Origin of the sequence: Streptomyces sp. NPDC048650 (assembly GCF_043199095.1) — a bacterium.
In the GTDB taxonomy this organism is placed as follows: Bacteria; Actinomycetota; Actinomycetes; order Streptomycetales; family Streptomycetaceae; genus Streptomyces.
In genome coordinates, this window is record NZ_JBICVM010000001.1 from 288,647 (window position 1) to 302,881 (window position 14,235).

Annotated in this window: 10 protein-coding genes; 6 read left to right on the forward strand and 4 right to left on the reverse strand. The window is 74.6% G+C overall.

Annotated features, from left to right (window positions below):
- Positions 1-52 precede the first annotated feature (52 nt).
- Positions 53-1,801, reverse strand: coding sequence for a peptidoglycan DD-metalloendopeptidase family protein (locus ACGFML_RS01400; protein ID WP_393538720.1), 1,749 nt, complete (start codon positions 1,799-1,801; stop codon positions 53-55).
- A gap of 223 nt (positions 1,802-2,024) precedes the next feature.
- Complete coding sequence (locus tag ACGFML_RS01405) at positions 2,025-2,837, reverse strand: esterase/lipase family protein (protein ID WP_393538722.1); 813 nt, start codon at positions 2,835-2,837, stop codon at positions 2,025-2,027.
- 353 nt (positions 2,838-3,190) lie between these two features.
- On the opposite strand from ACGFML_RS01405, the gene ACGFML_RS01410 reads away from it, so the two are divergent.
- Entirely contained in the window at positions 3,191-3,601 is a 411-nt protein-coding gene (locus ACGFML_RS01410) for a cobalamin B12-binding domain-containing protein (protein ID WP_393540351.1), read from the forward strand.
- A gap of 59 nt (positions 3,602-3,660) precedes the next feature.
- Here the strand turns inward: ACGFML_RS01410 and ACGFML_RS01415 are convergent, their stop codons facing one another.
- A complete protein-coding gene (locus tag ACGFML_RS01415) occupies positions 3,661-5,319 on the reverse strand; it encodes a DUF5691 domain-containing protein (protein ID WP_393538723.1) in 1,659 nt (552 codons plus the stop codon).
- 64 nt (positions 5,320-5,383) lie between these two features.
- Positions 5,384-6,763 (reverse strand): SWIM zinc finger family protein, encoded by a 1,380-nt coding sequence (locus ACGFML_RS01420; protein WP_393538725.1) that lies wholly within the window; start codon positions 6,761-6,763, stop codon positions 5,384-5,386.
- Positions 6,764-6,943: 180 nt separating this feature from the next.
- Here ACGFML_RS01420 and ACGFML_RS01425 point away from each other — a divergent pair, with 180 nt between their 5' ends.
- The 5 genes from ACGFML_RS01425 to ACGFML_RS01445 all read left to right on the forward strand — a co-directional run bounded on the left by ACGFML_RS01425 (position 6,944) and on the right by ACGFML_RS01445 (position 14,104).
- Positions 6,944-8,053: an AAA family ATPase gene (locus ACGFML_RS01425; protein ID WP_393538727.1), complete on the forward strand. Its 1,110-nt coding sequence runs from the start codon at positions 6,944-6,946 to the stop codon at positions 8,051-8,053.
- Positions 8,050-10,533: a DUF5682 family protein gene (locus tag ACGFML_RS01430; protein WP_393538729.1), complete on the forward strand. Its 2,484-nt coding sequence runs from the start codon at positions 8,050-8,052 to the stop codon at positions 10,531-10,533. The genes ACGFML_RS01425 and ACGFML_RS01430 overlap by 4 nt, the downstream gene beginning before the upstream one ends.
- Positions 10,530-11,804: a VWA domain-containing protein gene (locus ACGFML_RS01435; RefSeq protein WP_393538731.1), complete on the forward strand. Its 1,275-nt coding sequence runs from the start codon at positions 10,530-10,532 to the stop codon at positions 11,802-11,804. Before ACGFML_RS01430 ends, ACGFML_RS01435 begins: the two co-directional genes overlap by 4 nt.
- A gap of 143 nt (positions 11,805-11,947) precedes the next feature.
- Complete coding sequence (locus ACGFML_RS01440; RefSeq protein ID WP_393538733.1) at positions 11,948-12,790, forward strand: hypothetical protein; 843 nt, start codon at positions 11,948-11,950, stop codon at positions 12,788-12,790.
- Between the two features lie 93 nt (positions 12,791-12,883).
- Positions 12,884-14,104 carry a hypothetical protein gene (locus ACGFML_RS01445; protein WP_393538735.1) on the forward strand — a complete coding sequence of 407 codons (1,221 nt, stop codon included), beginning with the start codon at positions 12,884-12,886 and terminating at the stop codon, positions 14,102-14,104.
- Positions 14,105-14,235 lie beyond the last annotated feature (131 nt).

A 14,235-nucleotide genomic window follows, 5' to 3' on the forward strand; every position in this document is an offset into this window, starting at 1 on the left:
GTGGGTCCGGGAGGGGGCGTGGGTCCGGGAGGGGTGCGAGCGGCGCGGGCGCTCAGTCCGGGTCGAGGCCGTGGCTGCGCAGCCACGGAAGCGGATTTATCGCGGCGTCCCCGCCGGGCCGTACCTCGAAGTGCAGATGCGGGCCCGTGGAGTTGCCCGAGTTGCCCGAATAGGCGATCTGGTCACCGGCCTTGACCGACCCGGAGCGGATCTTGGTGCTGCTGAGGTGGCAGTACCAGGTCTCGGTGCCGTCGGGCGCGGTCACGATCGCCATGTTGCCGTAGGCGGAGTTCCACTGGGTACGCACGGTGCCGTCGGTGGCGGCCATGACGGGCGTGCCGTAACTGACCGGGAAGTCGATGCCGGTGTGGACGGACATCCAGTTCACGCCCGCCTGCCCGAAGAGTGCGCTCAGGCCGTGCTGGGTGACCGGCAGCACGAACTTCGGCCGCAGGGCCTCCTTGCGGGCCGCCTCCGCCGCGGCGCGCTTCTTCTCCAGGGCCTGGCGCTCCTTGAGGTCGATGCGCTCCTGGGTGCGGTTCGCCCGGTCGCCGAAGTCCCGCGCGTCGGCGCTGAGTCCGGCCAGCTGGGTATCGAGCTTCTTGTTGGCGGTGGCCGCCTTGACCGACCCGGTGTCCGCGGCGGCCTTGGCGGTCGCTTCGTCGTTCTTGTCGTCCCCGACGAACCCGGTGACGGAGGCGGCCGCGGCCGCGCACACCCCCATGACGGCCACCGAGGGGACCGCGACGGTCAGCAGCGCCGAGCGCTTGGCCGTACGGCGGCGGCCCCGACCGCGGACGGGCTTCCCCGGCGCCGGGCCGGCGACCCGCCGCGGGGACGGTGCCGGGGCGGTGACCGGCATGGCCTGCGTCATCGCGTCGGCGACCGCGGCGGCTTCGTCGGTGACCTCCGGCCCGACCGGGGCATCGGCCTCGAAACCGACGGCCCCGAACTCGGCGGTCTCGGAGGCGGCGGCCTCGGGGCCGGCGGCGCGGACCTCCTCGGCCCGGAACTCCTCGGTCCGGAACTCCGAGGCGTCGAACTCGGTGGTCTCGTACGACGACGGGCCGGCCTGGGCGGGGATCCCGGCGATCAGACCCTGGTCCGTGGTGCTCCAGATCGCGGTGGCCTCATGGCCGTCGGTGACGTGCCCGCCACCGAAAGCCTCGGCATCGTGTGCCACCGGAGCTTCCGCCCCGTACGGCTCGTACTGCGCGTACTCCTGGTACTGCTCCTGGTACTGCTCCTGCTCCTGGTGCTGCTGCGGGTACGGATCGTGGCCGGCGTGCCCGTATGCGGTGTGGGCGTAGGGGTCGTAGCCCTCGTACGTGCCGGTTTCGTAAGCACCGGTTTCGTGAGCGCCGGTCTCATAGGCGCCGGACTCGTACGTACCGGTGGCGTACGCGACGGCGTCGTACCCGCCGGCCGCTTGGCCATCTGCGCTGTAGGTGCCCGTGGTTGCGTAACCTGCGGTGCCGTATCCGGCGCCGTCGTAGGCGCCCGTCTCCCAGGTGCCGGTGCCGTAGGTGGGTGTGCCGTACCCGTCGCCGTGCGGCCCGCCGGTGTCGTAGCCGCCGGTGCCGTAGGTGTTCGGGTCGTAGGAGTGCGCGTCGTAGGCGCCGGTGTCGTAGCTGCCGCTGCCGCTGCCGTAGCCGCCGGCGTCGTACTGGCCCGTTTCGTACGAGCCCGGGAGCGAGCCGAAAAGGGGGTCGCCGTCGCCGTACTCGCCGTAGCCGGACGCGGAGTGCTGCTGCCCGTAAGAGTCATAGGCCGGGTAGCCCGATGGGTGACGGTTGTTCACCAACTTCTCTTTCGCCTCGGCAGCAGGAGAATTAGCGGCGACTGTACCCGGCGGTACGTGACGGCGACAATCTTCCACAGGTTTCCGACTCGGCGAGACCGGGCATTTGGCCGCCTTTCGGGAGCCCACATGCACGTTCTTGGCGCCTCGTTCGAAGTTTGTTCGAAGAAACTTCAAGATCGGATCGCAATCGGGCGCCGTTGCGGCGAGGTGTGCGATGCATTCAGGCCACCGAAATGACGTTTTCTGTGCCCTCTGCGCACCACCCCGCCGTCAATGCCTCACGTATTCCGGCCGCTACGGTGCCGTTGACCGGTAGCGCGAGATGTCCGACACCGGCGACATGCACGTTGTACGCGATCAAATCCGGGTGATCGATTCGGGCCGTCCGGGCCGGCACCATGATCTGATCGGCGTCGCTCCAGAAAGCGACGAACCGCGTCCGGCAATTCGGCGCAGGCAGCGCCAACTCCGCTATCACCGGAGAATCCGGCCGCAGTTGCCGGACGAGCGGATGCGCCGACATCAGGGGTGCGACGCGGGTGCCGGAGTGCGGGGTGCCGAGCGTGATGACCGTGCGCACGCGGGCGTCGCCGCCCAGCCGCTGGACGTAATAGCGAGCGATCAGTCCGCCGAGGCTGTGGCCCACGATGTCCACCCGGCGGTGGCCGGTCCGGGCGCACACGCCTTCCACATGGCGGCCGAGCAGCTCGGCGGCCTTGCGCAGATCGCAGGTCAGCGGGGAGTGGTTGAGTGCCTCGAGATGGCGCCAGCCGTGCCGGTGCAGTGTGCGGCGCAGCAGCACGAACACCGAGCGGTTGTCGACGAAGCCGTGGAGCAGTACGACGGGCGGGTGGGTGCGGCCCTCGGTCGGCAGCAGGGGCGGGGCGCCCTCGGCGGTGGCGGGGGGCTGGACGGGCTGTTCCTGGGAGATGCCGGTGGGGTAGAGGAGGAGATGGCCGGCGAGGACCGCCAGGTCCACGACGGCGCTGCGGAGGAGGAGGGGCAGGTTGGAGTGACGGGTGGGGGTCTGCATGGTCGACCTCCCGAAGGGCATACGGGAGGCGCGCCAAACGGCGCGGTGGCCCGGCTGCGGCTACTGGAGCGCCCGTCCGCGGCTGCACTCCGCCGTCCCGTGGCTCTGTGCGACACGCGGGACGCGGCGTGTGGTGAACGTGTCCCTTGTGTGATTTCCCCCTCGCCGGATGTCACGAAACGGCTGGGTACGGGATGCTGGGGATAACGTTCGTTCACGCTCGTGGCCGCCGATCGTGGCCGCGCGATCGATTGTCGGCTCGACGGCACCGTCCGGCGAGTGCCGTACTTGGCTTGGAGGCAGTGATGAGTGTGGCTCGGCAGGACGGAGCGCAAGCGGAGAGCCAGGGCACCGTGGGCCGGTCGGGGCCGATCCGGGTCGTGGTGGCCAAGCCGGGGCTGGACGGTCACGACCGGGGCGCCAAGGTGATCGCGCGGGCGCTGCGCGACGCCGGCATGGAGGTCATCTACACCGGCCTGCACCAGACCCCGGAGCAGATCGTCGGCACCGCCATCCAGGAGGACGCCGACGCGATCGGGCTGTCGATCCTCTCCGGCGCGCACAACACGCTGTTCGCGAAGGTGATCGCCCTGCTGGAGGAGCGCGACGCCGCGGACATCAAGGTCTTCGGCGGCGGCATCATCCCGGAGGCCGACATCGCCCCGCTCAAGGCGCAGGGCGTCGCGGAGATCTTCACCCCGGGGGCCACCACCGCCTCCATCGTGGAGTGGGTGAACGCGAACGTCCGGCCCTCGGCGGCCTGAACCGGCGACGAGCGGACGGCATACGGGGCCCGCGGGGTGGTGCGGGCCCCGTGCCGCTGTCATGACGGGGCGGGGGCGGTCGCGCCGCCCCGGGCGTCCGGGTCGGGCCCGGTGAGTTCGGCATGCATGACGGCGCGCAGGCGCAGCGTGCCGACCAGGCGCTGGAAGGCTTCGGACCAGTAACCGCCGGAGCCCGGGGAGGCGCCCTCCGGCTCGTCCGCGACGGCGGTGAGCATGTCCAGGCGATCTGCGGCGGCCGGGTCGAGACAGCGCTCCGCCAGGCCCATCACCCCGCTGAAGCTCCAGGGGTAACTGCCCGCGTCCCGGGCGATGTCGAGAGCGTCGACGACCGCGCGGCCCAGCGGCCCGGACCAGGGAACGGCGCAGACGCCGAGCATCCGGAAGGCGTCGGAGAGGCCGTGCGCGGCGATGAACTCCGCCACCCAGGCGGCGCGTTCGTCCCCGGGGAGCACGGTCAGCAGTCTGGCCGGATCCCGCGACGAACCGGCGGAGGCCACCTCGGTGGCCTGGGCCGGTGCGGCGGGCGCGCCCAGCAGCGCCCGCGCCCAGTCGGCGTCCCGCTGGCGCACGGCGGCCCGGCACCAGGCATCGTGCAGCTCCGACCGCCAGTTGTCGGCCACCGGCAGGGCCACGATCTCCGCCGGGGTGCGGGCGCCGAACTCCGCGCGCCAGCTCTTCAGCGGCGCCGCCTCCAGCAACTGGCTCAGCCACCAGGCCCCCTGGCCCCGCCCGGACGGCGGCTTGAGCACCACGCCGTCCCGCAGCATCCCCGCATCGCACTCCTGCGGCGCCGCGACGGTGATCACCGGTCCACCGGTGCGGTCCAGGCCGAGGTGGGCGCGGGCGCGCGCCGCCATCCGGGCGGCGAGCGCCGAGCCGGGCAGCGCGGAGAGCAGCACGGCGGCCGTGGCGCGGACATTGCGGCTGCGGTCGGACAGCGCCTCTTCGAGGAAGGGTTCGTCGGCCGCGGAGAGGCCCTCGCGCAGCGCGTCGAGGAACATCAGCCGGTCCTCGGCGCGCTCCGTGGCCCAGGTGGTGCCCAGGAGCGCGAGACCGGCGGCCGGGTCCCGGCGGCGCAGTCCGGTGAGTAGGGTGACCCGCTCCGCGAACAGGCCCTCCTCCCACAGGCGCCGCACGCCCTCGGGGTCATCGGGGCCGGGCACGGCCGCGGGCCCGCCGGTGCCCCGGAGGGCGAACTTCCAGTCGTCGTTGAGCCGGGCCAGCCACAGGGCGCGCGGACCCGCCAGGGCGAGCGCGGCGGGCCGCAGGTCCGTACGGGCGCGGGCGGCGTCCAGCAGCGCGGGCAGCAGTGCCCCCGGGGCGCGATAGCCGTGCTCCTGCGCGGCGGTGAGCCACTGGGGCAGCAGCTCCGTGAGATCGGGGGCGGTGCCGCGACGGCCGCCGCCGGTGTCGCCGCGGTCCGCGAGCAGCAGGGACAGCCGGCGCCGCGCGGCGGCCGGCAGCGCGGGCCGCGGGTCGGCAGCGGCCACGGCGGGCCGCTCGCCGGCCAGGGCGGGGCGCAGCGCGGCGCGGCGGCGGACCGTGCTCACGGCAGCCGCGTCCAGCAGCGCGGCCGCCGGGCTCCGCCCGGCCGACGGCGCCACCGGGGGCGTGCGCCGCTCCGTGCCGAGCAGGGCGGCGCTCACCAGGTCTTCCCAGGCGGCGGGGGCCTGCGTCGTCGGCGGGGTGCTCGTCATGGGGTCTCTCCAGAGGTCGGGCGGCGGGATACGGGGGAGGTCGGCGGCGCGGCCGGCCCGGCGGTCACAGGGACACCGGCGCGGGGTCCCAGGCGGTCAGCGGCAGGAAGCCGCGGTGACCGCACTCGCCGAAGACCGTGACCGGCGCGCCGCCCGATATGGCCGCCAGCTGCCACAGGCCCGTACGGCCCAGACACCGGGGATCGAGGGGGAGCGCCGGCTCCCCGTCGGCGTCGGCGAGTTGCCAGCCCACGCCGGCCCCCGGCGGGACGGGGGTGACATCGGCGAGCACCACCGGCCAGGAGTCCAGCCAGGGGTCGTCGCGCAGCGCGTCGCCGTACGCGGCCAGGGCGGCGTCGATGCCGCAGCCCGGCGGCACCGGGCCGGGAACCGCCGGGGTGTGCCGCTCGCCCAGGGCCGCGCGCAGCGGCCGGGCGCCCGGGTAGTAGGCCAGGTCCGCGTCGAGAACCAGGCCGGGTGGCAGGGCCGGCTCCAGGAGGCGCCCCGCGCCGCCGAAGGAGAGATGCAACGCCATCCGGCCCGTCCGCTCGCCCCGCAGGAAGATCCGGCGGCTGGTCAGCTTGCCGTCCTCGGTGTCCTGCTGGGCGAGCACCAGCCAGCGGTCCCGGACCGTCGTGGCGTCGGGCCCGGCCAGCAGGTCGGCAGCCTCCGTCGTCAGCCCGACGCGTGAGCGCACCGTCGCGGCGAGCGGGCCCGGCAGCCGCTCCAGGCCCAGGAAGCCCTGGTCGAGGAGGTGGAGCAGCGCGCACTCCGCCAGCAGGCGGGCCGGCCAGTCCGCCCCGGAACCGACCACCGACCCCAACTCCCGTACCCGGGAGGCGAGCCCGGGAGCCTGGGCGTCGACCATGCGCGCGGCGGTTTCGTCCCAGTGGCCGTATCCGGTGCCCTCGGCCGCGGCCAGGCCCGTACGCAGCAGGTCCTCCAGGCGCTGCTCCAGCTCCGTGGCGCCGGCACCGATCCGCTGCAGGCGGCGCTCCGCGCGCCGGGCGGCGGCCGCCGGGTCGGCCGGCGCGCGCGAAGCGGCGCCCTCGCCGGACGGTGCGCCCGCGACCCGGGCGGCCTTCTGCCGGCGGCCCGCCAGCCACTCGTCCGCCCACGGCGGCGGCTCCCCGGCCGCCACCGTGCCGGCGCCGCTCCCGGCCTCCCCCTCGCCCGCCCAGAGCAGCAGCAGTCCCAGTGCGTGCTTGCACGGGAACTTGCGGCTCGGGCAACTGCACTTGAAGGCGGGGCTCTCGGTGTCGATGACGGCTTGGTAGGGCTTCTTGCCGCTGCCCTTGCACAGGCCCCAGACCGCGCCCCCGTCCGTGCCCGACTCCGACCACGGGCCGGGCGCGGCGAGCTTGCCGCCGGCCTTGCGTGAGGCATCGTCAGGCGCCAGCGCGAGCACCTGATCCGTCGTCCAGCGTTCCCCCTGCGGATTCATGTCCCCGACGCTACGGGCCGCCACTGACAACGACCGTTGTGCATGGAGAAATGCCAGGTCAGGGTCGGTTTTTGAGGCGTTGTCAGTGGGGTGGTGCAGGGTTGTTCCCAGCAAGCGGCCGACGCGTTTCGCGGTGCGGTCCGCACACCTTGCGACGTCCATTCGCGACGAGGGGGAGCCATGTCCGAGAACCACACCCAGACAGCGCACGACGAGGCGTTGCGGCCGCACGCGGAGGACACCTTCGCGCACGAACTGCGGGCGCTCGCCGCGGCCGACGACCGGCCGCGGCCGGAGCGCTGGCGGCTCTCGCCGTGGGCGGTCGCCACCTATCTGCTCGGCGGCACACTCGCCAACGGCACGGTCATCACGCCCAAGTACGTCGGCCCGCGGCGGATCGTCGAGGTCGCGGTGACCACGCTCGCCACGGACCGGGCGCTGCTGCTGCTCGGTGTGCCCGGCACGGCCAAGACCTGGGTCTCCGAGCATCTGGCGGCCGCCGTCAGCGGCGACTCCACCCTGCTGGTGCAGGGCACCGCCGGCACCCCCGAAGAGGCCATCCGCTACGGCTGGAACTACGCCCAGCTGCTGGCCAACGGCCCCAGCCGCGAGGCCCTGGTGCCCAGCCCCGTCATGCGGGCGATGGCGCAGGGCATGACCGCGCGGGTCGAGGAGCTGACCCGTATCCCGGCCGACGTCCAGGACACCCTCATCACCGTCCTGTCGGAAAAGACGCTGCCCATCCCGGAGTTGGGGCAGGAGGTGCAGGCCGTCCGCGGCTTCAACCTGATCGCCACCGCCAACGACCGGGACCGCGGTGTCAACGACCTCTCCAGCGCCCTGCGCCGCCGCTTCAACACCGTGGTGCTGCCGCTGCCCGCGACGCCGGACCAGGAGGTCGACATCGTCTCGCGACGCGTCGAGCAGATAGGGCGTTCGCTGGACCTGCCGGCCGGGCCGGAGGGCATGGACGAGATCCGCCGTGTCGTCACCGTCTTCCGTGAACTCCGCGACGGCATCACGGCCGACGGCCGCACAAAGGTCAAGTCGCCCTCCGGCACGCTCTCCACGGCCGAGGCCATCTCCGTGGTGACCAACGGGATCGCCCTGGCGACCCACTTCGGGGACGGAGTGCTGCGCCCCGGGGACGTGGCTGCGGGCATCCTGGGCGCGGTCGTCCGCGATCCGGCCGCGGACCGCGTCGTATGGCAGGAGTACCTGGAGGCCGTGGTGCGCGAGCGCGACGGCTGGAAGGACTTCTACCGCGCCTGCCGCGAGGTGAGCGCATGACCTCCGGGAGCGGGGCGGGGCCGGTGCTCCTCGGGGTCCGGCACCACGGCCCCGGCTCCGCGCGGGCGGTGCGCGCGGCCCTGGAACAGTCCGCGCCCCGGGCCGTGCTGATCGAGGGCCCGCCCGAGGCGGACGAGCTGGTGCCGCTGGCCCTGCGCAAGGACATGCGACCGCCGGTCGCGCTGCTCGCCCATGTCCAGGACGACCCCGGTCGCGCGGCGTTCTGGCCGCTGGCCGAGTTCTCCCCCGAGTGGGTGGCGCTGCGCTGGGCACTGGAACACGACGTCCCGGTCCGCTTCATCGATCTGCCCGCTGCGCACTCCCTGGCCATGGCGGCGGCGGACGAAGCCCGCGCCGAGGAGAAGGCCCGGGCGGCCGAAGAGGCCGAGCGGGCGGCGAAGGCCGGGGAGGCCAGGGGGACCGCAGCGGCGGAGGGCGCCGACGGGCCACCGGTCGATGCCGCCGACGTCCGGGTGGACCCCATCGGCGTGCTCGCCGAGACCGCCGGTTACGACGACCCCGAGCGCTGGTGGGAGGACGTCGTCGAGCACCGCGGGCCCGGCGGACCGGGCGCGGACGCGCTGGCGCCGTTCGCGGCGCTGGCCGAGGCGATGGGCGCGCTGCGCGAGGTGTACGGCGACGCCGGACATGACCGTGACCCGGTGCGTGAGGCCCACATGAGGCTGCGACTGCACGCCGCGCGGCGGGAGTTCGGCGACGACATCGCCGTGGTGTGCGGCGCCTGGCATGTCCCCGCGCTGGCCCGCCGCAGCACCGTGGCAGCCGATCGACGGCTCCTCAAGGGCCTGCCCAAGGCGAGGACGGCGGTCACCTGGGTGCCGTGGACCCACCGCCGGCTGGCCCGACGCAGCGGCTACGGAGCCGGAATCGCCGCGCCCGGCTGGTACGGCCACCTCTTCAGCTCCCCCGACCGCCCCATCGAACGCTGGATGACCAAGGTCGCCGGGCTGCTGCGGGAAGAGGACTACGCCGTGTCGTCGGCGCACGTCATCGAGGCGGTACGGCTCGCCGAGGGCCTGGCCACGGTGCGCGGCCGCCCGCTGGCGGGCCTGACGGAGGCCGATGACGCGATCCGGGCCGTCATGGGGGACGGCTCCGACGCCCCGTCCTCGCTGATCCACGACCGGCTGGTGGTCGGGGACGTACTCGGCGAGGTGCCCGAGGACGCCCCGGCGGTCCCGTTGCAGCGGGACCTCGCCCGCAGCCAGCGGTCGTTGCGGCTCAAGCCGGAGGCGCTGGAACGGGAGAGGGAGCTGGACCTGCGGAAGGAGACCGACGCCGGGCGCAGCAGGCTGCTGCACCGGCTGAGGCTGCTCGGCATCCCCTGGGGCGAGCCCACCCGCTCCCGGGGCAGCACCGGCACCTTCCGGGAGACCTGGCTGCTGCGCTGGGAGCCCGAGCTGTCCGTACGCGTCGCCGAGGCCGGGATCTGGGGCACCACCGTCGTGTCGGCGGCCACGGCCAAGGCGGCGTCGGAGGCCGTGGGCGCGGGCACGCTCGCCGAGGTGACGGCGCTCGCCGAGCACTGCCTGCTCGCCGAACTCCCCGACGCCCTGCCCGTGGTGATGCGGGCCCTCGCGGACCGCGCGGCGCTGGACGCGGACGTCGGCCATCTCGCCCAGGCGCTGCCCGCCCTCGTCCGGTCCGTCCGCTACGGCGATGTGCGCGGCACGGACGGCGCGACGCTGCGGGAGGTGGCGCTGGGTCTGGCCGAGCGGGTCTTCGTCGGGCTGCCGCCGGCCTGCGCCGGGCTGGACGCCGACGGCGCCGCCGAGATGCGCGGCCATCTGGACGCCACCCACCAGGCCGTCGGCCTGCTCGGCCGGCCGGACGACGGCGACGCCCGGCCGGAGGACGGCACCGCGGACCTGCGGACCCGGTGGGCCGGGGTGCTGCGGGCGGTGAGCGGGCGCGACACGGTGCCCGGGCTGATCCGGGGCCGGGCGACCCGACTCCTTCTGGACGACGGCCGGTTGGACGACGGGGGAGCGGAGCGGCTGATGGGCCTCGCCCTCTCGGCGGGCACCGCGCCCGCCGATGCCGCCGGATGGATCGAGGGCTTTGTCGGCGGCGGCGACGGCGGCATGCTGCTGGTCCACGACGCACGGCTGCTCGCGCTCGTCGACGGCTGGCTGACCGGAGTGCCGGACGCCGCGTTCACGGACGTCCTGCCGTTGCTGCGCCGGACCTTCGCCGAGTACGACTCCGGGGTGCGGCGCACCCTGGGCGAGCTGGTCCGCCGCGGCCCCGCCCGGACGACCCGCCACCCGGCCGGCGGCACCGCGGACGTCGCGGCCCCCGGGTTCGGCCCCGGCCTGGACCGCGACCGCGCCGCCGCCGTGCTCCCCACCCTGCGCCTGCTGCTGGGGACGGGACCGGACACCTTCGGGGACACCGCGCGCCCCGCCGGCCGAGCCACCCGACGACCGGACAACGACCTCACGGGGGTGCCGACATGACCAGTACGACGACGGGCACGGTGACGACGGACGGGACGAGGGACGGGACGACGGACGTGACCACGAGAGACGCGCCCACGGCGACCGATACGCCCACGGTCGGTACGGCGGGCACCGAGGCCGAGCGGCTGCGCCGCTGGCGGCTGGTGCTCGGGGGCGGCGGTGCGGACGGCACCGGATGCGAACTGCGGGGCCGGGACGCCGCCATGGACGGGGCACTCGCCTCGCTCTACGGCCGTGGACAGAGCGACAAGGACGAGTACACGGGTCGCCGTTCGGGCGGACTGGGCGCCTCGGCGCCCTCCGTGGCGCGCTGGCTCGGCGACATCCGCACGTACTTCCCCTCCTCCGTGGTGCAGGTGATGCAGCGGGACGCCATCGACCGGCTCGGCCTGAACAACCTGCTGCTGGAGCCGGAGATGCTGGAGGCCGTCGAGGCCGACGTGCATCTGGTGGGCACCCTCCTCTCGCTGAACCGCGTCATGCCGGAGACGACCAAGGAGACCGCGCGCGCCGTCGTCCGGAAGGTCGTCGAGCAGCTGGAGAAGCGGCTGGCGACCCGCACCCGCGCCGTCCTGACCGGGGCGCTGGACCGCTCGGCGCGGATCAACCGCCCCCGCCACCGGGACATCGACTGGGACCGCACGATCCGGGCCAACCTCAAGAACTACCTCCCCGAGCACCGCACGGTCGTCCCGGAGCGGCTGATCGGTTACGGCCGGGCCGCCCAGTCGGTCAAGAAGGAGGTGGTCCTGTGCATCGACCAGTCCGGCTCGATGGCCGCCTCGGTCGTCTACGCCTCGGTGTTCGGCGCGGTGCTGGCCTCGATGCGGGCCATCGACACCCGGCTCGTCGTCTTCGACACCTCGGTGGTGGATCTGACGGACCAGATCGACGACCCGGTCGACGTCCTCTTCGGGACCCAGCTCGGCGGCGGCACGGACATCAACCGTGCGCTCGCCTACTGCCAGTCCCGCATCACCCGCCCCGCCGAGACCGTCGTCGTCCTCATCAGCGACCTCTACGAAGGCGGTATCCGCGACGAGATGCTCAAGCGGGTCGCCACGATGAAGGCGGCCGGCGTGCAGTTCGTGACGCTGCTGGCCCTCTCCGACGAGGGCGCGCCCGCCTACGACCGGGAGCACGCCGCGGCGCTCGCGGCCCTGGGCGCACCGGCGTTCGCCTGCACACCGGACCTCTTCCCGGACGTGATGGCGGCCGCCATCGAGAAACGTCCGCTGCCCATACCGGACATGGCGGAGCAACGGTGACAGGAGCGCCGCGGGGACTTGCGTGACACCTGGCAGGTCGTGCAAGGATCAGCCCCATCGCTCGATCGCCCGCGACGAGAGTGACAACCAGGCCGCGCCTTTGCGCGCCTCGGTGTCCCCGTCCGTATGGGAAGGTCCCCTCCTTGTCCGCTGTGCTCGTTCCGCCTGCCGCCGTGCGCCTGCCGCGCACGGTGGCCGCGCGGCGTGCGCTGCTGGCGGGGCTCTTCCTGGTGGCGTTCGTCGCGCTCGGCATCGCCTTCGGTACCGGCGCGCACGCCGACGACCGTACGGACGCCCAGGCCCTGACCGGGGTGTCGTCCCCGGCCCGGACCGCGTCCGAGGCGACCACCGCGGACCGGCTGGCCGGATCCCGCGCCGAGGCCGCGCGGCAGGGCTCGGCGGCCGACGCCGAGCTCACCCGGCACACGCACGACGCCTCCGCGACGGTGGCCAGGGCCGTACGGCCCGCCGCCGAGCGGACCGCTCCGGTCACCGACCCGATCACCACGCCGGTGTCCGGCGCGGTACGGGACATCGGTGACGCGGTCGGCGAGGCGCTGCCCGTGCACCTCCCCGCCGGGGAGCGGTCGGGACGGCCCGGCAACGGCACCACGCCCGAGCACGGCAACCGACCGCACCACGCACAGCCGACCGGTGCGCGGACCGTCGGCCCGGCCGACGGCGCCGCGGCGACGCACCCGGCGCACTGCACCGACGGCCCGCGGCAGGTGGTCCAGCACTCCCGGACCACGCTGCACGAGCACCGCGACCAGGGACACCACGGCCTTCCCGGCCAGTTCCCGCAGGGCCCCGTGGCGCCCGCCCAGCACACCGCGGGCGACGGTCACGACCCCCGGGGCGGGAGCCTGCACGCCGCCGCCCCGGCGGACCCCACGCGCTTCCGGCTGCTGCCCGGTGGCGTCCGCACGGCCGATGGCGCTCCGACGCGTCGGCGTGCCGAAGACATCCTCGAATTCCCCGGCTAGGGCAGACCGCTCCGCGTCTGTATCACCGACCTGCCGCGCGGGGGCGGGACAGGTCTGCCCTTACACCCCCTGAATTCGAAGGACTTCCTCACCATGAGCTCGAACATTCGCCGTTCCATCGTCGTTGCCGCCGCCGCCACCGGTCTGTGGGCCCTGGGCTCCGTCGCGGCCAACGCCGCCGAGCTGCCCGCCACCGGCGACCTGCCCGTCGCCGGCACGGTGAGCGACGCCGCGAAGCAGCTCCCGGCCGGCAAGGTGACCGGGACCGCCGAGAAGGCGGCGGGCACCGTCACCGGGACGGCCGAGAAGGCAGCCGGCACGGCGACCGGTGTCGTCGGCGGCGGTGTGTCCGCCGACCGGCTGCCCACCGGCAAGCTGCCGCAGGCCGGCGCGCTCGACGGCGTGCGGAAGCTGGTGGGCGGCGCCGGTGTGCCGGACGCCGGCACCGCCGACCTGCGCAAGGCCGCCGAGGTCAAGAAGGCCCCGAAGACCGCTGAGAAGGCCGTCAAGAAGGCCGCCAAGAAGGCTGCCGACCTCGGCAAGGCCGGTCAGCTGCCCGCCGTCACGCTGCCCGCCGTCCCGAACCTGTCCGGCGTCCCGGCGCTGCCCGCCGCCCCGGGGGTCCCCGCCGCCGACCTCGACGGCGTGACCAAGGGCCTGCCCAAGGCCCCCGCGCTGCCCAAGGTGCCCGGCTCGGCCGGCAACCTGCTGGCCGCCGTCGCCGGTGCCGGCGTGCGTCCCGAGCAGCTGACGCAGCAGGCTCAGGGCGCGCTGGCCACCACCCGTCCGACCGTCGACAACGCCGCCGCCGACGTGCTGCCGCCCGTCGCCCGCCGGGTGGTCGTCAAGGTCGTCCCGGTCGCCCAGAACACGGTCGGCGGCGCCGGTCGGCTCGCCGGCGACGCGGCCGCGCAGGCCACCCCGTTCACGGTGTCCGTCGGTGCCCGTGCGCAGGTCCTCGTGCAGGGTGTGACGAGCCAGGCCACCCCGTTCGCACAGGGCGTCGTGTCGGACGCGACCCCGTTCGCGCAGGGCCTGGTCACCGTGGTCGCGGCCGACGGACGGCGCATCGCCACCGACGCCGCCGCCGGTGCGCAGGGCGTCTCCCCGGTGACCGTTCCCGCCGTCCCCGCCGTCCCCGCCGTCCCCGCCGTTCCCGCCATCCCGGCCGTGCCCGCCGTTCCCGCCGTGCCGGCCGTGCCCGCCGTCCCGGCCGCCGGTCTCGGCGACCTGACCGACGCCGCCAACATCCCGGCCCTCCCGGTGCTCCCGGTCCTCCCGGCGCTGCCGAAGCTGCCCGTCCAGGGCGTCTGAACCCCTCCGGCCGGAACCCCCGGCCGGTAGGCGGCCCGGCCCCGACCGCCTCGGCGGAGGCGGACGGAGCGGGCCACTTCACCACCCGCCGGACGACACCGGATCGCACCGGTCACCTCCGGCGCCCGTGA